Origin of the sequence: Portibacter lacus (assembly GCF_021533215.1) — a bacterium.
GTDB classification, from domain to species: Bacteria; Bacteroidota; Bacteroidia; order Chitinophagales; family Saprospiraceae; genus Portibacter; species Portibacter lacus.
Genome location: NZ_JAJNKA010000001.1, coordinates 246,358 through 270,113, shown reverse-complemented (window position 1 = coordinate 270,113; position 23,756 = coordinate 246,358). Strand labels below are relative to the sequence as shown.

The following is a 23,756-nucleotide window of genomic DNA, read 5'->3' as shown; positions in this document are numbered from 1 at the left end:
ATGGAAATAAAGGATAATACATTATTTCCGATGCCTCTGAAAATGCTCATTTCAGTTTTCTTGGTAGTCCTGTCAGTTGGATACTTTTCTGCTTTATTCTTTGTCAATGAAACCACTTCAAGTAATGCAACGGGAATCATAGAAAATTACAATGGCAATGAAAACAATGAGGAAGCTGAAGAAATGAAATTCAAGAAAAGCAAACATGAAATGCTGAATATCATACATACGCATATCTTAAGCATGTCTGTCATCTTTTTCATCCTTGCGCTACTCGTTTACACTTGTAATATTCATCCTACCTTAAAAACTTTTTTAATGGTAGAACCGTTAATATCTGTTTTATTAACATTCGGAGGAATTTTCCTAATTTGGAATGAAGTCGAGTGGATGACTTATATTGTGATGCTTAGTGGAGGGCTTATGACTGCTAGCTTCATCGTTAGCATTTTAACGGTATATTATTCAATGTTTTTAAAAACATTTATCAAGTGAGCAAAACGAAATGCTGTAAGAAAAAATGTTGTAAAAAATACAAAAAAAAGGGCAAATCTAATTGTAAGAATTGCCCTAAGAAATGTTCTCTATGCGCTTAAGCTTTTTTGCTTTCGACGTTACTAGATAACATCAGTATATCTCTATCAAATAAATACATTCCTCCTTTATCATCTCCGATCAATTCTAACTTATCATTCAGCGACCGCGCTAAAGCTTCCTCTTCTATCTGCTCGGAAACATACCATTGTAAGAAATTATGAGTTGCGTAATCCTTTTCTTCTAAGGCTATATCAATCACATCGTTTATACTTTGTGACACAAACTCTTCGTGCTTTAGTAACGCAGCAAATGCGTGCTTGATCGATGGGAATGTCAACGGCGGCTGAGGCAAAGCAGGTACTGCTGCAAATCCACCTCGCTCATTTACAAAATGAATTAACTTAAGCATATGCTGTCTTTCTTCATCACTGTGTTGATAGAAAAAAGAGGTAACATTATCTATTCCAGGTTGAATCTCAGCCCATGATGCCATGGCAAGATAAACTTGAGAAGATTCAGCTTCTATTTTAATTTGTTTATTTAATGCTTCTTGAATTCTTTTTGATAACATATTTCGCAGTTTTATTAACCACCAAATATACATTTACAACTTTGAAATCAAGAGAAAATCTATAACCAATTCTTATTATATTAGAAACTTATGATTAGAAAATCACCTTGTAAACAAAACAAATCATAGCTTATTGCTGTATTCAAAGTAGGATTATATCATCAAAAAACAATTATATGAGCAAAACTGCAAATTCAAAGTACGAACTCTCGAAAGACATCGCTAATCGATGGAGCCCCAGAGTATTTAGCGACAAAGAAATCACTCTAACCCAAATCGAAACTTTATTCGAAGCAGCAAGATGGGCACCAAGCTCAAACAACGGACAACCTTGGCGATTCATGTACACATTAAAAGGCACAGAAGCATATGACAAGGCTTTTAGCTGTCTCGCTGAATTTAACCAATCTTGGGTTGCGAATGCACCTATCCTAGTATTGACCGCTTACAAAAAGACATTTGATAATGGGAAAGAAAATTTTCACGCTTTACATGATTTAGGATTAGCAGTATCAAATCTTTCATTACAAGCACAAAGCATGGGCATTGCTGTTCATCAAATGGCTGGAGTGAACTGGAGAAAAGCACATGAAGTCTATAATATTCCAGAAGATTTTCATGTAACTACTGCAATTGCCATTGGATATTATGGAGGCGATGTTCAGAAATTACCTGAAGAACTACAAAAAGCAGAAGTAGCCGAAAGACAAAGAATTTCGTTGTCGAAAATTGTGAACGAAGGAACATTTAATCTATAATAAATCGAACAATTTCATTCTTATTAAGGTATGATTAGTACAAGAGTTGATATAGAAGTACAATTTTATTCAACTCATGTTCTTAAATAAAGAACATATTTTTTAACTAAAAACACTATAGAGATGAATGAATCAAAGATTATAGACGGACTGAATGACTTATTAGCTAAAAATTATGACGCTGAGAAAGGATTCAAAAAAGCAGCCGAAGAAACAAACAATCAGGTTCTAGCAGCCTTGTACAGAGGAAAAGCAAGCCAAAGATATAATTTCGGCCACCAGATTAAAGATATCCTAAGAGAGATGGAGGGAGAGATTGATAAAGGAACGAGTACGATGGGTGACTTGCACAGAGCTTGGATAAATTTCAAAACATTCTTTGCAGTTGATAAAGAAGAGGCTATTTTAGAAGAAATTGAAAATGGAGAAGAGGCAAGTCTGAAAGATTACAATGAATTCTTAGAAAATAGTGAATTACCTGATTCTATAAGAAGAATCATTACAGCACAAAGAAACTCGGTTTTACACACACTCAGAAGAGTAGATGAATTAGAAGAAATGTATGGTTAATACCATATAATAGATATAAAAAAAGCCCTGAATCAGGGCTTTTTTTTTGTCTTATATATTAATTCTAGCGAGACTAATTACTCTTTAGCACTTCCTTTCTTTTCAGAAATTGACGCTTAGCTTTAGTAAAAGCACTATGGAATGATTTCATAAAATCTTTATTTGCATCAGAAGCAAAAATTACTGGTCCAGGCAAGTGAATTTCGATTTCACAATTCGCTACTTTATTCGCTTCACCATCGTCAATTTTAAAATAAAGAAATACCTGAGTAATATTCATTTTAAATTCTTCTAAACTATGCAATTTCTCCCGAATTTGCTGGTCAGAAGCTTCATCAATCGTAAAAGGGGATTCAATTATAATTTTCATATGCACTTGTATTTTTTAATACAACATGATTATCATGGGAACTGTTCGTTAAAAGTTAGAACTTAATAATCCAATAACACTTATAGCTCTAATTTCTTCAGAAAATTGCTCTCTTATAACCAACACACTGTATTAATATGAATTAATACCTACAACATAACACTTGAAGGATAAATACGAAAATAAATAGAGTGTAATTTTATTTAAATCCTCAACTTAGTCATGGTTAGAACTAGGAAATCCACCACATTTAAATAAATATATAACAAAATTTTTCTCCTTAAAAAAAAGAACAAACGATCGATTAATTGACTTAAAAAATTACAGGAATGGCAAATCTAAAATTGAAACAAATAGAATTTTCTAAAAACCTTCAAAAAGACCTTCCCTCAGTGAGTTATCATACTTAAGTATATGGAAAATAATTTCTATATGCCTCTAGCAAATACAGAGAATTATAAGATATTTGTCCCCGATGAAAAATACATATTTCGACTTAATAGACCAGAGTTATTATTTTCCGCAGGAAGGATTTGACTTGAGAGAAGATTACCTCACATTTCATGGGGTATCGTTAAAGTATCTGATTGAAAAATACGGTACACCTTTTAAGATAATGTATCTCCCAAGAATAGGAGAACAGATTAAAAGAGCACGTAACCTATTCAATAGAGCGATTAAGAAACATAAGTATAAAGGCAAGTACTATTATTGCTATTGTACCAAATGTTGCCACTTTTCGCACGTTGTAAAAAAAGCAGTTCAGGAAGGAGTTCATCTAGAGACCTCCTCTTCTTTTGACATTGACCTCGTATATAAAATCTATGAAGAAGGAGAGATCGATAAAAACACGATCATCGTTCACAATGGATATAAGACGGAAGACTACTTAAAGAAAATCACGAAGCTTAATAAGGACGGATTCAAAAATTCCATCCTCGTTCTAGATTCGAAATCTGAAATTAAGCGTGTTAAGAAATATGCCCACGATCTCGAAAAGCCATTAAAAATTGGTATCAGAATGGCGATTGATGAAGAACCGCAGTCTGCATACTATACCTCTAGGCTAGGAATTAGAGCAGCTGAAATCATTGACTTCTATAAAGAGGAAATCCAAAACGATGAATCGCTTAATCTTAAGATGTTCCACTTCTTTATCGATTCTGGTATTAAGGATAACATGTACTACTGGGGTGAATTTCAGAAGGCAATGAAACTATTTGTAGAATTAAAGCAAGTAGCACCAGAACTTAAAGCGCTAGACTTAGGAGGTGGATTTCCTATTAGAAATAATCTAGGATTCGAATACGACTATGAGTACATCATCGGTGAGCTTGTAGGAAATATTAAGGCGGCATGCGTGGAAGCAGATATAGAAGAACCAGATATTTTTACTGAATTCGGAAAATACACCGTTGGTGAAAGTGGAGCTATCATCTTCCAAGTGCTTGAACAAAAGCAGCAAAATGATGCAGAGTTATGGTACATGGTAGACAATAGCCTGATGAATACGATTCCAGATGCATGGTCTATCTTTGAAAAGTTCATCTTGTTACCGATAAATAAGTGGAAGAATGAATATTCCAGAGTGAGTATCGGTGGAATAAGTTGTGATCACTCCGATTATTATAATTCGGAAGATATGAATCAACAGCTGATGCTTCCTAAGTATAGCTCAGATGATGAGGAACCATTGTATGTTGGCTTTTTCCATACTGGGGCTTATCAAGATTCTATCAGTGGATACGGAGGAATCAAGCACTGTCTTATTCCAGCTCCTAAATTGATCATCATAGATAGAGATGAAAAAGGAAACTTTGTAGATGAAGTTTATCGGAATGAGCAAACCGTAGAAGAGATGCTCGAAATACTAGGCTATAATAAGTAATTATGGAAAAAACATTCGCGGGCATTCCAGAAGAATTTGCCAATAAAGAAACCGCTAAAATATGGCTGCAATCTATCAATTATGACGGTACAAGCACATGGGGAAAGGGTGCCAATAATGGCTTCGAAGCTTTTCTCGATGCAGCGGAAAACATGGAGCTCTATGACATAGAAACGGACAGTGAAGTCTATCTAGAAGGTATTCACATGCTTGAAAATGCTCCAGAATTTAACAGTCCAGAAGATATGTACCAATGGACTTACAACAATACTGTTCAACTACTAAAGGATAAGAAATTTCTTACTTTTTTCGGAGGAGAACATAGCATTAGTATCGGAATCATAAAAGCTTTTTATGAGCAATTCGAGGACTTAACTGTCTTACAGATCGATGCTCATGCGGACCAGCGACCGCAATATGGCGGCACACCATACAATCACGCCTGTGCGGTATATGATGCTGGTCAAAATTGTAATTTGCTACAGGTAGGAATTCGTTCAATGGATGTGGATGAAAAGCAATTTATGGATCGCAGAAAGACTTGGTATGGTCACGAGATTGCAGGAAGTCTTGATTGGATTCCAGAGGTCGTTTCTAAAATGACAGACAATGTTTACATCACAGTAGATTTAGATGCTTTTGATTCTTCCATTATGCCAGCGACGGGCACACCAGAACCTGGAGGAATGAATTGGGAGCAAGTTATAGGTATTATACGTAAAACGTTTGCTGTTCGCAATATCGTCGGCTTCGACATTGTAGAATTAGCACCAATAAAGGGAATGAAAGCTCCGCAATTTTTAGCGGCTAAGCTTTATTACAAAATGCTTTCATACAAATTTAAAAACTAAAATGGAGATCGATAAGATCAAACTAGAATACCTAAAACGAGAAGACTATAAAGAGCTTCGCGTTGCTATGCGTGCATCATATGAAGGCATGCCAGAAGAAATATGGGAAGAAAAACAAATTCTCAGTCTTCTAGAAAAATTTCCGGAAGGGCAAGTTGTTATCAAAGTCGATGGCAAATTAGCAGGAGTAGCGTTAGCAATCATAGTGGATTATGAGTTATTCGACTCGAATCACACCTATGATATCATAACTGGCAATTACACCTTCAGCACACATAATCCAGAAGGAGACATCATGTATGGAATCGATGTTTTCATTCGACCAGAATTCAGAGGGCTACGAATAGGCCGAAGATTGTATGATTATCGGAAAGAGTTATGCGAAAAGCTTAACCTCAGAGGAATCGCTTTCGGAGGAAGAATCCCGAATTACCACAAATATGCTAATGAATTAAATCCTAAGCAATACATAGAGAAAGTTAAGCTTAAAGAAATCAACGATCCTGTTCTTAATTTCCAGATATCTAATGATTTCCACCCATCTAAAATCATGAAGGGATATTTACCGAAAGATAACGAATCTGGAAAGTTTGCAGTCCTAATGGAATGGGATAATATTTATTATGAAAAACCGCAAACTAAAGCTGCCACAAAGAAGAAAATAGTAAGACTAGGTCTTGTTCAATGGCAAATGCGTATCTACAATGACCTCGATGGATTAATGCAACAGGCTGAATTTTTCGTAGATGCCCTTTCTGGTTATCGTTCTGATTTTGCCTTGTTTCCAGAGTTTTTCATGGCGCCATTGATGGCATCTAACAACCATCTCAGTGAACCGAATGCAATCAGAGAACTTGCTAATCATTCTGAGTCACTTGTTGCTAAATTTTCAGAACTAAGTATCAGCTATAACATCAATATTATTACGGGAAGTATGCCTGAGATAGTAGATGGGAAATTATACAATGTAGGATACCTTTGCAGACGAGATGGAACAATAGCCCGATACGAGAAAATTCATGTTACCCCTGATGAAGCTAAAGTATGGGGAATGCAAGGCGGATCGAAAATACAGGCATTTGACACGGATTGTGGGAAAATAGGAATATTAATTTGCTACGATTCTGAATTCCCAGAATTAAGTAGAATATTAGCAGATGAAGGAATGGATATCTTGTTCGTCCCATTCTTAACCGATACACAAAACGGATACTCTAGAGTCAGAAATTGTGCCCGTGCAAGAGCTATAGAAAATGAATGTTACGTGGCCATTGCTGGTAGTGTGGGGAATTTACCGAAGGTGCACAATATGGATATCCAGTTTGCACAGTCCATGGTTTTCACACCTTGTGATTTTGCTTTTCCAGCGAATGGTATCAAAGCAGAAGCGACACCGAATACCGAAATGATATTAATTGCAGATGTAGATATCGATCTACTACGAGAGCTTCATCAGTTCGGAGCGGTTAGAAATTTAAAAGATAGAAGAAAAGATTTATTTGAATTAAAAAAACTTAATCATGAGTAAAGGACCCATTTCAAACTTTATAGAGCACCATTATAGACATTTTAATGCTGCAGCATTAGTAGATGCTGCAAAAGCTTATGAAGAACAATTAGCGAATGGTCATAAAATGATGATAACGCTTGCAGGTGCGATGAGTACTGCAGAACTTGGGCTTTCATTAGCGGAAATGATCAGACAAGATAAGGTTCAGATTATTACTTGTACAGGTGCGAATCTAGAGGAAGATGTTTTTAATCTTGTTGCCCATGATCACTATAAAAGAGTACCTAATTATAGAGATTTATCACCAGAGGAAGAATTAGAACTGCTTAACAATCACTTTAATCGAGTGACGGATACTTGTATTCCAGAGGCAGAGGCAATGCGTAGAATAGAAGAACACTTGTTCGAAGCTTGGAAAAAAGCGGATGATAACGGAGAAAGATATTTCCCTTACGAGTATTTTTACCAGATTCTTCTTAGTGGAGAACTAGAAGATAAATACCAGATCGACCCAAAGCACTCATGGTTACTTGCAGCTGCAGAAAAGAACTTGCCGATCATCGTTCCAGGTTGGGAAGATAGCACCTGTGGTAATTTTTTCGCTTCTTACTGCATCGAAGGGAAATTAAAACCTTCTACCATGAAAAGTGGTATTGAATATATGATGTACCTAGCTCAGTGGTATCAGGATAATGCAACTGATAAAGGTGTTGGATTCTTTCAGATAGGAGGAGGTATAGCTGGAGACTTTCCGATTTGTGTTGTGCCAATGTTACACCAAGATTTAGGACTAGATTCAATTCCTGTATGGTCGTACTTTTGTCAGATTTCTGATAGCACGACGAGTTATGGTTCATATTCAGGAGCTGTTCCGAATGAAAAGATTACTTGGGGTAAGTTACATATTGATACACCGAAGTTTATCATAGAAAGTGATGCTACTATAGTTGCGCCATTGGTATTTGCTTGGTTACTGGATTGGTAATCTTAAATGTCATAGTTCTATTTTATAGAGTGCTTCATTACAATTTCGATACAAAACAAAAAATACAATAAGACATAAAAAAAATCAATCTACCACTTCATGCGGTAGATTGATTTCCTTATAAATTCCTATATTGAAAATTTCGATTCCTAATTTCTACTAGTTAGGAACGATTTCTCCTTCACCATCTCCATCTTTCCAAACCCATGGTTCTATAGTCCCTTTAAAACTAGGGTAACCTGCATTTTGATTAATGGTTCCTTGTGTATTAGAATTAATAGCCGCTGCTGGGATTGGCCATAGTACAATATGTGGAGCTGCTCTATAAGTATAATGCGGTGCAACCACATTTTCTCTATAATAAGCGTTCTTTTCTATAACTCTATCATACCAAAAGTTGTTTTCAGAAAAGTTGTCCATACTATACGTTTTTCCATTATCCGCTGCTTTACCAGTTTGTGCATAGATATAAGCAATTCTAGTAAGCTCTGTTTTTCTAGGTTCTTCATAATAAAGCTCTCTTGCTCTTTCATCTAGAATAGCTCCCATATTTACATCTCCTATTTCTAAAGATGCAGCGCCTGCTCTATTTCTGATCTTATTAATATCTTCCATTGCTGCACTATTATTACCTTTCCAGTAGTGAGCTTCAGCTCTTAATAAGTACGTTTCAGCAAGTCTATATAGATACCAATCTCCTCTTCCACCAGCTGGTTTAGTAGAATTTGGATCTGGAACATATAATTTGTAAGCAGGCCATCCGTACCAGCTTCTAATAGAATCTGATACTAAGATTTGTCCATCATCACTTCTAAATTGTAAGTTCTTACCATAGAACTCATCACCATCTTCTCTTAATGTTGGGTGATTATATACAAGATCCTCCATTTCTATCCAATTCCCTTTTTTATGTCTAAGGTCATTTTCTTCTCCATTCCATATCTCCGTATGGCTATAGGGTGTCGCTCTACATCTTCCGATTCCTCTACCATATCTAGTAACTAAATCTATTTCAACTCCTGCAGTTCCTAAAGGATTATCACTCGTTCCTTTCTTACCACTTGGTGTATTAATATTGTTACCATAAAAAGGAACATTCTGTCTCATCATACTTGATAAGCTATTTCCATCTTCTTCGAATCCTTCTCTTGCGATCATTGCATACAGTCTTTCTGTATTTTCAGGTAAGGCTTTATTCTGAACTTGGTGTAAATCCCAAATTACATCTTTCGTATCATCACCTGCATCCACACCAAATCTTTCCGTCATTAAAGCATATGCTCCATCATCGATAATTGCAGAAGCCGAAGCGATCGCATCATCAAATTCTCCTAATGCTAGGTTCACTTTCGTAAGAATATGATAAGCCGCAGCTTGTGTAACATCTCCTATTACACCTTGTTCTGCTTCTGGTTTCACCCATTTAGCAGCAAATTCAAGGTCCCGCTTGCATTTTCTTAAGATACTTTCTCTAGAAACTGTATTAAAATCTAATTTAGGTGAAGTAGTTTCTCCTAAAACTAAAGGCACATCACCAAACTGGTGTACTAATCTGTAATAAGTTCGCGCAATGTGAAAATAAGCCTTACCCAGTACATGGTTACGTTCTGCCTCATCTGTATATTCCGCATTATCAATTCTTGCTACTACGACACTCGCATATCTGATTCGCCGATAATTCTCATTCCAGAACCAACCTATCCGATTACAGTTCGTACTATTCAGACATGCATCTGGTAGAATTTGCGCTGGAAGATCCATTGCTGGACCTGTCTTATCCGTCGTGCCTTCTATCGCTACATCCGAAAATATTAATTCTGTGATCATTGGATTTCCGTCACCGAAAAACTCATGTCTCACATTTCTTAGACATGCAACCAAAGCTGCATCGAAACCAGCCGCATCAATAAACGCATTTTCAGGTGCGAAAAAGGACAGCGGTTTCGGGGTTAAATAATCTTTATTACAACTTACAGATGATATAATCACCGCAAGTGAAACAAACACTAGAGTACGTATTTTATTATATATTTTTTGATTCATTATTTTAATTTTTCCTGGTTAGAATGAAGCATTTATTTTGAAAGTATAAAAAGATGGTGTGTATCCTTTTTGCTCTGGATCCATCCAGGTCCAGCTTGGCGCCCAAACGGTTGGATTCTGCATAACAAAAGAAACATTTAATCTCTCTAAAGCTAACTTAGCAATAAGATCTTGTGGAACGTTGTATGAAAGTGCAACATTATCAACTCTTACAAAAGAGTTATTTTCATATACACTAAATCCACTAGAAAAACTTTCTACTCTAGCCCATTCTGTTAGTGGGTTTTCTGGAGTCCAATATGGAACCTGGTAACCTGATGCTCTATCATAAAACACATCATCATTTTTCCTATGATTATTAGCTGCTTTATGTCCTAAGTAGGAATATAGTTTTACAGAAAGATCCCAATTCTTATAACTAAAATCATTTCTGAATGAAACTCTATAAAGTGGATCCGCATAACCTTGGAAGATTTTGTCTTCATTCGTATAAACTCCATCTCCATTCGTATCATTGATCTTGAAATCTCCAGGTGATCTTGAATATTCCGCTGCTTCTTCTCTATCTTCTTCTTGCCAAATTCCTAGTACTTCGTAATTCCAAATTTCATCTATCGCGTGGCCGATAAACCAGCCATTAGCAACGTCATCAGATTCTTTTTGTCCGATTACATTTCCATTATCATCTACTACATCTTCGAAGTCACCATACAAGTGGACAATTTCATTTCTGTTGAAAGCAACTGAGAAGCTTGTATTCCAATCAAAATTAGGCTTATCTATATTTACCGTATTTAATGAAACCTCAAAACCTCTATTATCTACTTGCCCTAAATTGGCTGTAACATTATTATAACCAGTAACATCTGGAAGACTTCTACTTACTAGTAAATCAGTAGTCTGCATGTAGTATGCTTCTACATTACCACTAATTCTTCCGTTAGCAATAGCAAAATCTAAACCTCCGTTATAAGCCGCTGTTTTCTCCCATTTCAAATTCGAATTCGCTAACCTAGTTGAATACAACTGGGAAACATATGTTGGTGTTCCATTAATTACCTGAACATAATTACCTGTTGCTAAATCAGAAAGAGCAGCATATCTACCGATAGATCTGTTTCCATTTGTACCGTAAGAAAGTCTTAACTTTAAGAAATCAATAAGATTTGAATTGAAAAAATTCTCCTCACTAATGATCCATCCTAATGCTAATGATCCGAAGTCTGCAGTAGGATTTTGTTGTCCGAATGCAGAATAACCATCTCGTCTAACGGATCCTGTAAACATGTATTTTTCATTTAACGTATAGTTAAGCCTTGCCATTAAAGCAGTTCCTGTTTCATATACATCATCACTCCAAATATTTACATTATTTGTTGCAGAACCGATATCATGGTAACCTAATACATCACTTGGTAGAATTTGACTTCTAACAACTTCATCCTGCCATCTTTGGAATTTTTCAGCATTTTGAAGCATGGTAACATTGAATCTATGAATACCAAATGTCTTATCCCATCTTAAGATATTATTCATCTGCCACTCGTAAGAATTATAATTATTTCTAAGTACTCGGCCTCCATCATTCACAAACGGCTCTTTAGACGATCTGTGTTCATATCTTCTATCCCAAACTATCCCAGGAATAAATTCAGAGGTAAACGATATTCCAAATGGCAACTTAATATCACCAAAAACCTTAGCATTAAGCGCATTCCTGTTATAATAACGATCTGTATATTCTAGACCTAAGTAAGGGTGTCTTGAACTAGAAGTATTTCCAGTCGGCGCACCACGGATTGTTATTCCATCTTCTTCATAAAAAGAAGCATATGGCGTATTCATCGTTAGGTTTGTTGATGCACTTATTGGAGATTCATCTTTAGCTGCAAACTGGATATTAGCACCTACAGATAAGAAATTAGTAATATCTGCTTCTAAGTTTAATCTTGATCTTAAAGCTTCCCATGATGAGTTATACACATGCCCTTCATTATTTGTGTATCCCATAGACATATAATATCTTACATTGTCACTTCCTCCTGAAACACTTAAGTTATGATCATTTCTAATTCCACTTTGATATGATCTAGACTTCCAATCTTCTGTAGCTCCATTTTTGTAATTTGCAATTTCAACTACTGAAAATCCTAATCTATTTAACCAAATACCTACTAAGTCATCATTCGCTGAAGACCCATCATAGGTTTTCCAATCATCTACAGAAACACCTGAAAGACTTCTTGGATCATTGTAATACCCTGGATTATTAACCTGGTTTCTTTGTGCACTTTCGAAACCAGCAATTCTCCAATCAATAAATTCATCTGCAGTTAGTGGATCAATTTCTTGACCAGATAAAGCAACAAAACCTACACTTGATGTAAGATTAATGGTTGGCTTTCCTGTTTTTCCTTTTTTCGTGGTGATAAGGATAACTCCATTCGAAGCTCGAGATCCATAAATAGCTGCAGAAGATGCATCCTTTAGAATGTCAAATTTTGCAATATCATTAGGATTAATGTTCGCTAGGTCACCTGAGTAGATCATTCCATCTACAACTATAAGTGGTGCATTTGCAGCTGCTCCTCTTAAGTTTGTTGCTCCTCTAACTTGAAAGCTCTCTGCACTAGAGATTCCTTTTGGCCCCATACCGAATCCCACATTCAAGCCTGGTAGCGCTCCTCTTAACATATCGCTAATATTAGCGGTAGATTCCTTCTCAAGTTGTTCGGCATCTATCTGAGATACCGCACCCGTGAGATCTTTCTTCTTAACCGTTCCATAACCCACTACTACGACCTCTTCTAATCCGATCGCATCAACTTCCATGGTATGGTTAATTACAGTAGCATTCCCTATTTCTGCTGTGAATGGCTTATAACCGACATAAGAAAAAGTCAAAGTGGTTGCCCCTTCTGCAACAACTATGCTATAAGTCCCATCAATATCAGTTATGGTTCCGTTTCCATCGGCATCATTAATAACAGAGACGCCAATAAGCGGAATTGACTCTGAATCTGTTACTAAACCTGTTATGGTCGTTTGTCCATTAATAAAATTAGCAAAAAGTAGAAAGATAAAAATTCCTTTTAGATGGAGTAATTTGTACTTAAAAGGTAAAGCACATTCATGTTTTTTCGTAATTTTTTGATTCATTTGTTTTGTTTGATAAAGTTTGTCATAAATAAATTTCTCAAGTATTAATGAAGGGCATTAATGCCGAAATATAAAATTTAATTCCGTCCTTTTATCCATTACGGTATTAATTTTTACAATATTTTTTTACCTTTTATTTAAATTGACAAATTTGCTATCAACCTTAAATTAGGGGGAAAATAATAGTATAGTGCTAAATAGAAGATGTCTGTTATATTAGATCAAGGATTAAAAAGAATATCATTATCCAGACCTTAGGAAATTCGGAACATTTAATATTTACTTAAGATTAGAAATTGTTCAATTGCTATCATAGTCAAACCATTTTTAAATTCTAATTATAACTCTACATGTTAAAAAAACAGACCTTATTTCTTATTGTAGCAATTCTAATATTGAGTTGCAAGAAGACCTCGAAACAATATTCTGCTGTTTCTAGCACAAACCAACTGATAACACTAGAAGTCCAGTCAAAAATCGATAGTACAATTCAGTCTTTTGTTACCGCTGGAGATATAGCTGGCGGATCAGCCCTTATTATTGAAAAAGGAAAGGAAGTTTATTACAACCATTTCGGGTTCGCTGATAGAGAAAATAAAACTCCATTTGACCGAAAAACCATTGTACAGATTTATTCCATGACGAAACCCATCACAGGAACAGCACTGATGACTTTGCACGAAGATGGAAAGTTTCAATTAGATGAACCACTAAGTAATTACGCTCCAGAATTCGAAAACATGACCGTATATAAAGGTGTGGCCGGTAATGGTCAAATTTTAACAGAACAGGTGAATCGGGAAATTACTATCCGGGATATAACACGGCATACCACTGGATTCGCAGGCCCTGGAAATTCTGGTTTAGGCGAACTGGTTAAGAATGCAGATGCACTTAATCGAGAAAACACATTAACTGAAATGGCTATAAAAATAGGAGCCACGCCTTTATTATTTCATCCTGGATCACAATGGGAGTATGGATCTAGTGTGGATGTTCAGGCCTTTCTAGTAGAGCGCATTTCAGGAATACCTTATGGGGAATACGTAAGAATGAATGTTCTTGCCCCTTTAGGAATGGATGAAACTAGATATTTCATTCCAGACGAAGATCGAAGCCGATTTTCCGCTATGTATAACCGAAGCCAAGACGGAGTTCTATCCAGAGTTCCAGACGAACAGGCGCATTCTAATTATGTTCATAAATGGCCGCTCACACGTGGAGGTTCAGGTCTTACCTCTACCATCGATGATTATATGAAATTTGCACAGATGTTACTGAATAATGGTACTTATGGTCACACTACAATTTTAAAACCTGAGACTGTAGAATTAATGTCTACAAACCATCTATCAGATACCATTACAGAACGTTCTTGGCTTCCAAAAAGGGGCCAAGTTGGATTCGGAATAGACTTTGCTGTTCGCTTAGCTCCTCCGATATCTGAAGATGAAAATATGGGTGAAGTAGGTGAATTTTTCTGGGATGGAGCAGCGAGTACTTTGTTCTGGGTGGATCCCGTGAATGAGATGACTGTTGTACTTTTTGTTCAATTGATGCCTTATGATCAAATTGGGCTGCACCGAGCTTTTCGAAAAGCCGTTTACTCTTTTAAATGATGACTTAATTTGCCCACATCTTACGGCAAATTTCAACTTTGATAAAAGCGGACAAACATTAGAAATTTTAACTAAATCGTTAACAAAAGATTTAAGCGGTTTAGAAATGTTTTAATTATTTTTATAAGTTGATTTGATAAAACTGAAACATTGAAGTTGAATAATGCCCAATGTTTTATTTCAACAAGGATTTGTATTTAATTATTCTATGGATATCCGTAATTATTATAATGTCAATGAAAAATTTATTGACGAGCTTTTTCTGCTACAATCTGAATTACTAAAACTTCAGAAGCACATAAATGATGAAAAATTACGACTAGCGATACTTTTCGAAGGTCGTGATACTGCCGGGAAAGGAGCAGCCATTGCCCGGTTCACTCAGTTCCTTAATCCTCAGTCCTATCGTATGGTAGCACTAAAGAAACCTACTGCACTTGAAAAGAGGCAATGGTACTTTCAGCGCTACCTGAAAAGACTTCCGAATGCAGGTGAAATGATTTTCTTTGATAGGAGTTGGTATAATCGAGCTGTCGTAGAACCTGCGATGGGTTTCTGCACTAAAAGTCAATATGAACTATTCATGAAACAAGTAACGGATCTCGAAGAAATGCTTGTGGATGATGGGATGAAAATTGTCAAATTTTGGTTTTCAATAGACAGTATCGCTCAGAAAAATAGAATTCAGAAACGGATGGATTCACCATTAGAAAGATGGAAAGTGAGCCCTGTGGACCTCGCTGCTCAGGACAAATGGTCAGACTTTACCAAGTATAAATTAGCTATGTTCGAAAGAACAAATACGGACAAAAGTCCTTGGGTAATCGTCAAAGGGGAAGAAAGAGAATACATGCGAATCCAAGCGATGCGTTACATATTATCGCTTTATGATTACGCGGATAAGTCTCTAGAAGTGAAGCTACCAGATGACGGGGCGGTAGAAGTATATAAAACGCCTAATTTGTAAAATCTATACGAATCATTTATTCTGACTGAATGGAAATAAAAAAAGCCTAGAAAAAATTCTCTAGGCTTAATAAATATATTTTAAAAGTTACTTACGCTAACTTTGTAGACCGATATCTTTGTTTTAGTACAACAACACCAATGCTTAACATAATTAGACCACAGATTATTAAGCTCCATTCGGACAGAGTCGGTACAGAATTTAATGATGCTACCGTTATATTAACACGTCCAAAATCAAAAGGTCCAGGTTCACCAGATACAGCAAAGGGAAAGACCGTCTGAAGATCATTTTGCATTAGTAATCTACTTAACGAAACCGGATTACCTAACAATGTAGTATTATATGGACTCGGTGTTCCATATGAATTGATTGAATTCGCACCACGACTACCTAAAATACCTACCATGGTACCAGCAGTAATCGGAACATTAACAGATATTGGGGCAACTCCTGGAACATCCTGCGCTAAAAATTCAACAGTATAATCTAATGTACTTAAGGAGAAATCAGGTGGTGGGACATTTAGAGTTATTATGGCTACACTTTGATTATCAGTGCTGGCATCTGTAGGTACGCCAATTGAAGTAATTTCAAAATCACTTGGTGCTGTAAACCAATATCCTCTTGTTTGTCCTGTGTATGTGCTAGATTGAGGTGGTAGAGGCAAAGTGGTTTGCGCGAGAGCAATATCAACAAAACATGCTGTTAAAAATATTGCTATTATAAATTTAAGTTTCATTTTGTTTTGATTTTAGGGATTTAAAGTATGCTTCTAAGGTGGTCATTCCATTTTTTCATATCCCAATTTTTACTCTCTTCAGCTGTAAGGTCAAGTATTAGGATAAACTTTGAATTCGCAAAATCTACTTCTATTGAAATTAAATCAGATTGGTCATCAAAATATTTAGCAGAATCTTTGGCATTATCCTCACTCCAATTATAAGAAGAAATATCTATTTCATATTTTTCAGCTATCGGCTTGTCTAATGGAATCATAATTCCACTGTCAGATGAGAAATAAGCTTTAGAGATCGTCTGAGCAGAAATATTGCTAATTGCTAACAATCCAAAAACTAGGAGGCACATTAATCTTTTCATATTACTTTAAATTATATAGGTTGGTTTTAATTGTATTATATCAAATGAAAATTGGTTCATATCTATCTATTTAGAGTTAGTACCCAAATTTCGTACCACTACTGCTGCAAACTAATAAACATCTCATCGTCCCTATTATCAGACAAGGTATTGATCTCATCGATCCAACCTTCAGGAATTTCTTTGATGATCTGACTCAATTTATCCCCCCATGTTCGTGAAATATCTTGTAAGTCTTTTTCTTCAAATCGTTTCTCAATAATCTCACCAGTCTCTGCTTTTAAGATTATCACATCGATCGGAAAACCCACATCACTCGCACTTACTCTCGTCGAATCAAAGGATAAAAAACCAGTTTTTAAAGCAAATCTCAAGCTGGACTCATAATTCAAAACCCGATTCAGAATAGGTTTCCCATAGCCAGAATTCCCGATTATGGTAAATGGCGTTGCCGTTCCGATTTCGATCCAGTTGCCTTCAGGGTAAAGCAAGTATAACTTTGGTTCAGTATCCGCTGACAATTTACCTCCCACAATTCCGAATAAATTAAAGTGCAATCCTGACGAAGTAAGCGCTTCTTTATCTTCTTTCGCTACTCTTCTGAGTTGTGTCCCAAATGCATTCGCGACATTGTACATTTTATCATACTTATGTCCATCCTTTTCAAGGATTTCCTCAAAATAAGTAACAGCTTTATCACGAACTGATCGCAATCCAGAAGTCATTAAAAAAACGGTTCCATGTTCATTGGTGTGAAGAGAAATCTTCTTAGCAGTTGTGGTTTCCGTTCCAGAAGTGATTCTCGTATCAGCTAGCGCAACCAATCCTTCACGAACACGAATTCCTAAGCAGTATGTCATTTGAGTTTTAAAATTTTCTTAATACAAACTTAATCATTTAAAGTAGATGTTATGCAGATCATTATGAATTTTAGCAATACGTTCATAGTTTTCATTGACATGCTGAACGACTAAATCCTCATCGTCAAAACCATCAAAAAGAGAAATAGCATTCATCTCATCGGTTAAGTTTTTAATTAACAAATCATATCCTTCCGGCCTAACACTAATTGCAGCAATACTTTTCTGGAGGTGACTTAATGAATAATCTACGGATCTTGGAAATAATGGATTCGTAAAAACTAATTTAAATATCGTTTCCCTCGATTTCTTTCCAGGATGTAACGTATTGTAAATATCAAAAGCCTCCAAGGACTTCAACAAAATCGTCCATTGATACGAAACCAGGGCCTTATTCTCCCCGTCATTACTTAAAATTACCCAATCAGAAATTTTATTTCTAACGATTCTAAGTACTTGCATTGACCGTTCTACAAAAATCCCCATCGTAATAAAATGATAGATATCATCCTGCAAAATGGTATTCGTAACATTAGACTTTATAACAGATATGTTACTTTTCATTTCTTCAGAAAACTTAAATAAGGCTCCTGAAGAAAATTTATATTCCTCGTAACTTGAACAAAGCAAATAAAGCTTGTTAATCGATTCCCAGATTTCCATGGATAAAGAGTTCCGTATACTCCTAGCATTTTCTCTAGCATTCTTGATAATGCTAAATATCGTATTCGGATTATTAATATCGAATATGACATTCTTCCACATGTCTTTCTCGTGTAATTCTCCTTGTACTTGATAATTAGTGCCCGCCATAAACATAATGGACCTCAAAGTAAAATCACGATTACTTAACATCGGAGAATCTAAAGTACTGAAGTATTGAACCTTAAGAAATCTCGAGCAATGCTCCGCTCTTTCTAGGTTTCTACCGATCCAATATAAACTCTCTGCAACTCTTGCTAACATATTTTATTCTTTTATAACCCAAGTATCCTTTGATCCTCCACCTTGTGATGAATTAACGATCAAACTTCCTTTAGTAAGTGCTGTTCTGGTCAATCCACCTTTTAAGACGAAAGGCTTATCGCCCCCCATTAATGTAAAAGTTCTGAGGTCAATGTGTCTTGCCTCGAATTGCTCACTTTCTTCGATGAAAGTAGAATGTGTACTTAGCATCATTTTTGGCTGAGCAATGAATTCACGTGGATTAGCTTTTATTTTTTCTTTTAATACATCCAGTTCCGCTTTACTCATTTGGTCACAAATGCATACGCCATATCCTCCTGAAAGATCTACAGGTTTCACCACTAATTTCTCAATATTCTCAAGGACATATTTTAGCTCTTCTGGCTTTTCACAAATATACGTTGGAACATTATTCAAAATCGGTTCCTCATCTAAGTAATACTTGATCATATCTGGCACAAATGCACAGACCGCTTTATCATCCGAAATCCCTGTCCCTGGTGCATTCACAATGGTAATATTACCTTTTAGGTAAGCTCTCATTAAACCAGGAACACCCAACATAGAATCTGCTTTAAAGACTTCTGGGTCCAAATAAGCATCGTCAATTCTCCGATACAGCACATCTACTTGAATCTTCTTACCGATTGTTTTCAAATAAACTTTATCATTTTCAACAAATAAATCTCGCCCTTCTACTAATTCGATGCCCATTTTCTGAGCTAAATAAGTATGTTCAAAGTAAGCAGAATTATAAGCGCCTGGAGTCAATAATGCACAAAATATCTCGCCTAATGGCTTGTTAGCAACGCCCCACAATGCCTTCAGCAATTCTTCGCAATAATCAGAAACAGCCTCTACGGGTGTATTATTAAATATTTTGGGAATCACTCTGGTCATGGCTTGACGATTAATCAATACATAGCTCACGCCTGAAGGACTCCTTAGATTATCTTCTAAGATGTAGTAATTTCCATCCGAATGTCTGATTAGATCTGTTCCCGAAATATGGCAATATATATTCTTAGGAGGCGAGAAGCCTTCCATTGATTTACAATAATGAACCGAACTTTTTATCAGCTCAGCAGGGACCACTTTATCCTTTAGTATCTTGCCATCATTGTACACATCGTGAATAAACATATTCAATGCTGTATTCCGCTGAATGACTCCTCTTTCGAGCACCTCCCATTCATCATGATTAATTATTCTTGGAACCAGATCGAATGGAAAGATCTGCTCTTCACTCTTCTCTTTAGTATACAGCGCATAAGTTACGCCTTGGTTTAAAAAAGATAATTTAGCTGCTTCATTCAGAGACTTGAATTCATTCTTCTCCATTTCACTAAACTTATCCATAACACCATGGTAATAGGAATTTTTCTTCTTCAATTCCATTATCACTTCATCAAAAGTGTTATCCTTTACTTCATAATTCTCTAGAATACTATTCATATTTTATTTTAATCATCTATTATCAGCTAAAATTTTCTAAGAATACACGGCTGGTCTACGATGCAATAAGGAATTGCATCAAAAATTATCCTGACTCAACAGTTACTATGAAGTGATCACAGTTGAAAGATAAGATAATCTTTGTTAACTTTCATGTTTTAAGCAAAAACATCATGGGAATCCAAGTAGCTATAAGACATAATACTAAATACACATACGATCGCCCTATAAAGGTGTGGCCTCAGATCATTAGATTAAGGCCTGCTGCACATTCAAGAACTAAGATTTCTGGATACTCCTTAAATATAAAGCCTGAAGGTCATTTTATCAATTGGATGCAAGATCCATTCGGTAATTATCAGGCAAGAGTTGTCTTTCCAGAGAAAATATCTAGTCTTGAAATCAATGTAGAAGTCCTCGCTGAACTCGTTTCGGTAAACCCATTTGACTTTTTTGTAGAAGAAAGTGCGGAGACTTTTCCATTCGACTATGATGATATTACCAAACAAGAGCTTCGTCCATATCTAGAAATTACAGAAAGTGAGCCGCTTTTACTGGCTCTTTTTGAACAATGTCAGAAGTACAAAGGGCAGTCAATTGTTGACTTTCTTGTTTCCTTGAACATGCATATTTATAACTTATTGGATTATACCGTAAGAATGGAGCCTGGTGTGCAGTCGGCAGAAGAAACACTCCGTAAGAAATTAGGTTCTTGTCGTGATTTTGCTTGGTTGTTTGTAATGTTAGCTAGACACTTTGGACTTGCTGCAAGGTTTGTATCTGGTTACTTGGTGCAACTAAAAGCTGATGAAAAATCAGTAACGGGACCATCAGGACCAGAAGAAGATTTTACAGACTTACATGCTTGGGTGGAGATATTTATACCTGGAGCTGGCTGGATCGGACTAGATGCTACGAGTGGATTATTTGCCGGTGAAGGTCACATTCCCCTAGCGTGTACGCCACACTATTCTAGTGCATCACCTATCACTGGAGCAACAGAGGTAACAACAGTTAAATTTGACTTCGCGAATTCAGTAGAAAGAATCTACGAGACGCCAAGAGTTACAAAGCCATATACCGATCACCAAATAGAAAAAATCCATCATTTAGGTTTCGAAGTGGACAAGATACTCACGGAAGGTGATGTCAGACTGACAATGGGAGGGGAGCCAACCTTTGTTTCAGATGCAGATATGGAATCGGAGCAATGGAATACGGAAGCAGACGGAAAAGACAAGCGAGTTCTAGCTCTAAAATTGGCACATGAACTAAAGGAAAAATTTGCCAAGAAAACATTACTTCATTTTGGTCAAGGGAAATGGTATCCTGGCGAACCAGTTCCAAGATGGCAATATTCGATTTATTGGAAAAAAGACGGAAAAGCACTTTGGTCTAACGACAAATTAATCGGTGACCCCAATACAGAAGGCAAACTGAAAAGCAGTGACGCAGGCAAGTTTATGGAGGCATTGACAGCCAGTCTCGGCTTAGCGAAAAGCAGTGCCATGCCAGCTTACGAGGACAAATACTATTATCTCTGGTCTAAGGCCAATCTGCCTGTGGACTTAAAAGATATGAAGGACCAAAGTCTGGAAAGAAAAACCTTAGAAAATTTACTTAAAAAAGGGTTAGACGATGCAGATGGTTCTGTTCTTCCCTTGCAATGGGATCTAGATAAAAACAAGTGGATTTCATGCGAGTGGGAATTTGAAAGAGAAAAATTATTCTTAATTCCTGGTAATTCAGAAATAGGATATCGCCTACCTTTAGATCGAATTTCAATTAAGTCTGAAAGTGTAGAAAATATAGAAGTACCTGCTGATCCATTAAATACTGAAACGGTCTTACTTGAAAAGGAGGACATTCTAAAGACCATTACTACTAGAAGTAAAAACCCAAATCCCGCACTAACCGAGAAGGTTTTCAAGACGGCAATGTGCGCGCAGGTAGTGAGTGGAAATTTGCATTTATTTCTACCACCACTCGAGGAGATCAATGCATTTCTAGATCTCATTTATAGCATTGAGTATTGTGCTCAGAAATTAGAAATGCCTGTTATCATAGAAGGTTATCAGCCACCATTTAACAAACATATCCAGAAATTAGCGGTAACACCTGATCCTGGAGTAATCGAGGTCAATGTTCATCCAGCCAATTCTTGGCCGGAGTTATTAGACATCTACAACACGCTCTTCAGTGAAGCACGAGAAATCGGCCTTGGGACGAATAAGTTTATGTTAGATGGGAAGCACACCGGAACTGGAGGAGGAAATCACATTACATTAGGTGGAGTTTCGCCTGCAGATAGTCCGATGCTACGACGTCCAGATTTATTAAGGTCAATGTTAGCTTTCTGGCAGAATCATCCATCCCTTTCTTATTTGTTTTCTTCCGCCTTCATAGGGCCTACAAGTCAAGCGCCTCGAGTGGATGAAGGAAGACCAGACAATATTTATGAGTTGGAAATTGCATTTGCAGAGCTAGAAAAACATGAAAATCCTCCATTCTGGATGGTCGATCGCTTACTGCGGAATTTGCTTACAGATTTAACTGGAAATACACATAGATCAGAATTTTGCATTGACAAATTATATAGCCCGGATTCTTCCACGGGAAGATTAGGCATCTTAGAATTACGAGGTTTCGATATGCCACCGCACAAGGAGATGAATATTGTGCAGTTATTGTTGATAAGATCATTAATTGCGGCATTTTGGAAAAATCCATATAAGAATAAGCTTATTCATTGGGGCACCGACCTTCATAGCAGGTGGATGATGCATCATTTTATACAAGAAGATATTCATGAAGTTGTCGATTATCTAAATGCCGCTGGAATTGCTTTCGAAAAAGAATGGTTTGAGCCATTTCTTGAGTTTAGGTTTCCGATGATCGGACAAGTTAATGTTCAAGGTGTAAATCTCAAACTTCGTTCAGCAATCGAGCCGTGGATTGTACTTGGAGAGGAGATGACGAGTTCAGGTACTTCTAGATATGTTGATTCTTCTGTAGAACGCATAGAAGTGGTTGTTGAGAACTTCAATCATGAACGCTACAAGGTATTGTGTAATTCAGTAGAAGTTCCGCTTGTTAATACGCCTTATAATGGAAAATATGTAGCCTCTGTAAGATATAAAGCATGGGCGCCTTATTCTGCATTACACCCTACGATCGATGTGAATTCACCTTTGGTCTTTGACATTTATGATACTTGGAATGCTAGGTCTATCGGTGGTTGTACTTACCATGTTATGCATCCTGGAGGTCGAAGTTATGATACTTTTCCAGTGAATAGTCTGGAGGCGGAATCAAGACGGACAACTAGATTTTGGGACTTCAATCATTCACCGAAATCGGAAGCGAAGATTGAGAACCCGAGTAATTTAGATGCGCCTACTAGAAGCTATGTTGTTGTAAATAAGGATATAAAGGAAAAAATAGAAGTAAAACAAATCCCGGTGAGTAAGGAGTTTCCGCATACATTGGATTTGAGGAGAGGGTGATGGTATCGATCTGACAGCACATTCTGATCTGACAGTGCTC

19 protein-coding genes are annotated in these 23,756 nt (G+C 36.5%); 10 read left to right on the top strand and 9 right to left on the bottom strand.

The genetic code is table 11. The features are described from left to right. Nucleotides 1-495, top strand: a complete 495-nt coding sequence (locus tag L2586_RS00940; RefSeq protein ID WP_235290882.1) for a hypothetical protein — start codon at nt 1-3, stop codon at nt 493-495. 97 nt (nt 496-592) lie between these two features. Here L2586_RS00940 and L2586_RS00935 read toward each other — a convergent pair whose 3' ends face one another. After that, nucleotides 593-1,108, bottom strand: a complete 516-nt coding sequence (locus L2586_RS00935) for a ferritin (RefSeq protein WP_235290881.1) — start codon at nt 1,106-1,108, stop codon at nt 593-595. A gap of 176 nt (nt 1,109-1,284) precedes the next feature. Here L2586_RS00935 and L2586_RS00930 point away from each other — a divergent pair, with 176 nt between their 5' ends. Continuing rightward, on the top strand, nt 1,285-1,866 hold the full coding sequence (locus tag L2586_RS00930; RefSeq protein ID WP_235290880.1) for a nitroreductase family protein: 582 nt from the start codon (nt 1,285-1,287) through the stop codon (nt 1,864-1,866). 123 nt (nt 1,867-1,989) lie between these two features. Then, entirely contained in the window at nt 1,990-2,436 is a 447-nt protein-coding gene (locus L2586_RS00925) for a ferritin-like domain-containing protein (RefSeq protein ID WP_235290879.1), read from the top strand. A gap of 73 nt (nt 2,437-2,509) precedes the next feature. Here L2586_RS00925 and L2586_RS00920 read toward each other — a convergent pair whose 3' ends face one another. Further along, entirely contained in the window at nt 2,510-2,806 is a 297-nt protein-coding gene (locus L2586_RS00920; protein ID WP_235290878.1) for an HPF/RaiA family ribosome-associated protein, read from the bottom strand. A gap of 475 nt (nt 2,807-3,281) precedes the next feature. Here L2586_RS00920 and L2586_RS00915 point away from each other — a divergent pair, with 475 nt between their 5' ends. The 4 genes from L2586_RS00915 to L2586_RS00900 are packed head-to-tail and all read left to right on the top strand — an operon-like array spanning nt 3,282 to nt 8,040. Beyond that, a complete protein-coding gene (locus L2586_RS00915) occupies nt 3,282-4,694 on the top strand; it encodes a type III PLP-dependent enzyme domain-containing protein (protein ID WP_235290877.1) in 1,413 nt (470 codons plus the stop codon). A gap of 2 nt (nt 4,695-4,696) precedes the next feature. Next, nucleotides 4,697-5,545 (top strand): agmatinase, encoded by an 849-nt coding sequence (speB, locus tag L2586_RS00910; protein ID WP_235290876.1) that lies wholly within the window; start codon nt 4,697-4,699, stop codon nt 5,543-5,545. A 1-nt stretch (nt 5,546) separates the two neighbouring features. Next, entirely contained in the window at nt 5,547-7,073 is a 1,527-nt protein-coding gene (locus L2586_RS00905; RefSeq protein ID WP_235290875.1) for a carbon-nitrogen hydrolase family protein, read from the top strand. Further along, nucleotides 7,066-8,040 (top strand): deoxyhypusine synthase family protein, encoded by a 975-nt coding sequence (locus L2586_RS00900; protein WP_235290874.1) that lies wholly within the window; start codon nt 7,066-7,068, stop codon nt 8,038-8,040. The genes L2586_RS00905 and L2586_RS00900 overlap by 8 nt, the downstream gene beginning before the upstream one ends. Nucleotides 8,041-8,199: 159 nt before the next feature. On the opposite strand, the gene L2586_RS00895 is transcribed toward L2586_RS00900, so the two are convergent. Together L2586_RS00895 and L2586_RS00890 are read right to left on the bottom strand one after the other, a co-directional pair. After that, nucleotides 8,200-10,083 carry a RagB/SusD family nutrient uptake outer membrane protein gene (locus tag L2586_RS00895; protein ID WP_235290873.1) on the bottom strand — a complete coding sequence of 628 codons (1,884 nt, stop codon included), beginning with the start codon at nt 10,081-10,083 and terminating at the stop codon, nt 8,200-8,202. 18 nt (nt 10,084-10,101) lie between these two features. After that, nucleotides 10,102-13,242, bottom strand: coding sequence for a SusC/RagA family TonB-linked outer membrane protein (locus L2586_RS00890; RefSeq protein WP_235290872.1), 3,141 nt, complete (start codon nt 13,240-13,242; stop codon nt 10,102-10,104). Between the two features lie 350 nt (nt 13,243-13,592). On the opposite strand from L2586_RS00890, the gene L2586_RS00885 reads away from it, so the two are divergent. Both L2586_RS00885 and ppk2 read left to right on the top strand, forming a co-directional pair. Continuing rightward, the gene (locus L2586_RS00885) at nt 13,593-14,861 is read left to right on the top strand and encodes a serine hydrolase domain-containing protein (protein WP_235290871.1); all 1,269 of its coding nucleotides are present in this window, start codon (nt 13,593-13,595) and stop codon (nt 14,859-14,861) included. Between the two features lie 163 nt (nt 14,862-15,024). Beyond that, nucleotides 15,025-15,828: a polyphosphate kinase 2 gene (ppk2, locus tag L2586_RS00880; RefSeq protein WP_235290870.1), complete on the top strand. Its 804-nt coding sequence runs from the start codon at nt 15,025-15,027 to the stop codon at nt 15,826-15,828. Nucleotides 15,829-15,919: 91 nt separating this feature from the next. On the opposite strand, the gene L2586_RS00875 is transcribed toward ppk2, so the two are convergent. The 5 genes from L2586_RS00875 to L2586_RS00855 form a co-directional block, all read right to left on the bottom strand. Continuing rightward, nucleotides 15,920-16,498 (bottom strand): hypothetical protein, encoded by a 579-nt coding sequence (locus L2586_RS00875; RefSeq protein ID WP_235290869.1) that lies wholly within the window; start codon nt 16,496-16,498, stop codon nt 15,920-15,922. A 92-nt stretch (nt 16,499-16,590) separates the two neighbouring features. Beyond that, entirely contained in the window at nt 16,591-16,929 is a 339-nt protein-coding gene (locus L2586_RS00870; RefSeq protein ID WP_235290868.1) for a hypothetical protein, read from the bottom strand. A 98-nt stretch (nt 16,930-17,027) separates the two neighbouring features. Then, on the bottom strand, nt 17,028-17,789 hold the full coding sequence (locus L2586_RS00865) for a peptidase (RefSeq protein ID WP_235290867.1): 762 nt from the start codon (nt 17,787-17,789) through the stop codon (nt 17,028-17,030). Nucleotides 17,790-17,822: 33 nt separating this feature from the next. Continuing rightward, the gene (locus tag L2586_RS00860) at nt 17,823-18,755 is read right to left on the bottom strand and encodes an alpha-E domain-containing protein (RefSeq protein ID WP_235290866.1); all 933 of its coding nucleotides are present in this window, start codon (nt 18,753-18,755) and stop codon (nt 17,823-17,825) included. A gap of 3 nt (nt 18,756-18,758) precedes the next feature. After that, the gene (locus L2586_RS00855; protein ID WP_235290865.1) at nt 18,759-20,210 is read right to left on the bottom strand and encodes a circularly permuted type 2 ATP-grasp protein; all 1,452 of its coding nucleotides are present in this window, start codon (nt 20,208-20,210) and stop codon (nt 18,759-18,761) included. Between the two features lie 173 nt (nt 20,211-20,383). Here L2586_RS00855 and L2586_RS00850 point away from each other — a divergent pair, with 173 nt between their 5' ends. Continuing rightward, nucleotides 20,384-23,716 (top strand): transglutaminase family protein, encoded by a 3,333-nt coding sequence (locus L2586_RS00850; protein WP_235290864.1) that lies wholly within the window; start codon nt 20,384-20,386, stop codon nt 23,714-23,716. Nucleotides 23,717-23,756 lie beyond the last annotated feature (40 nt).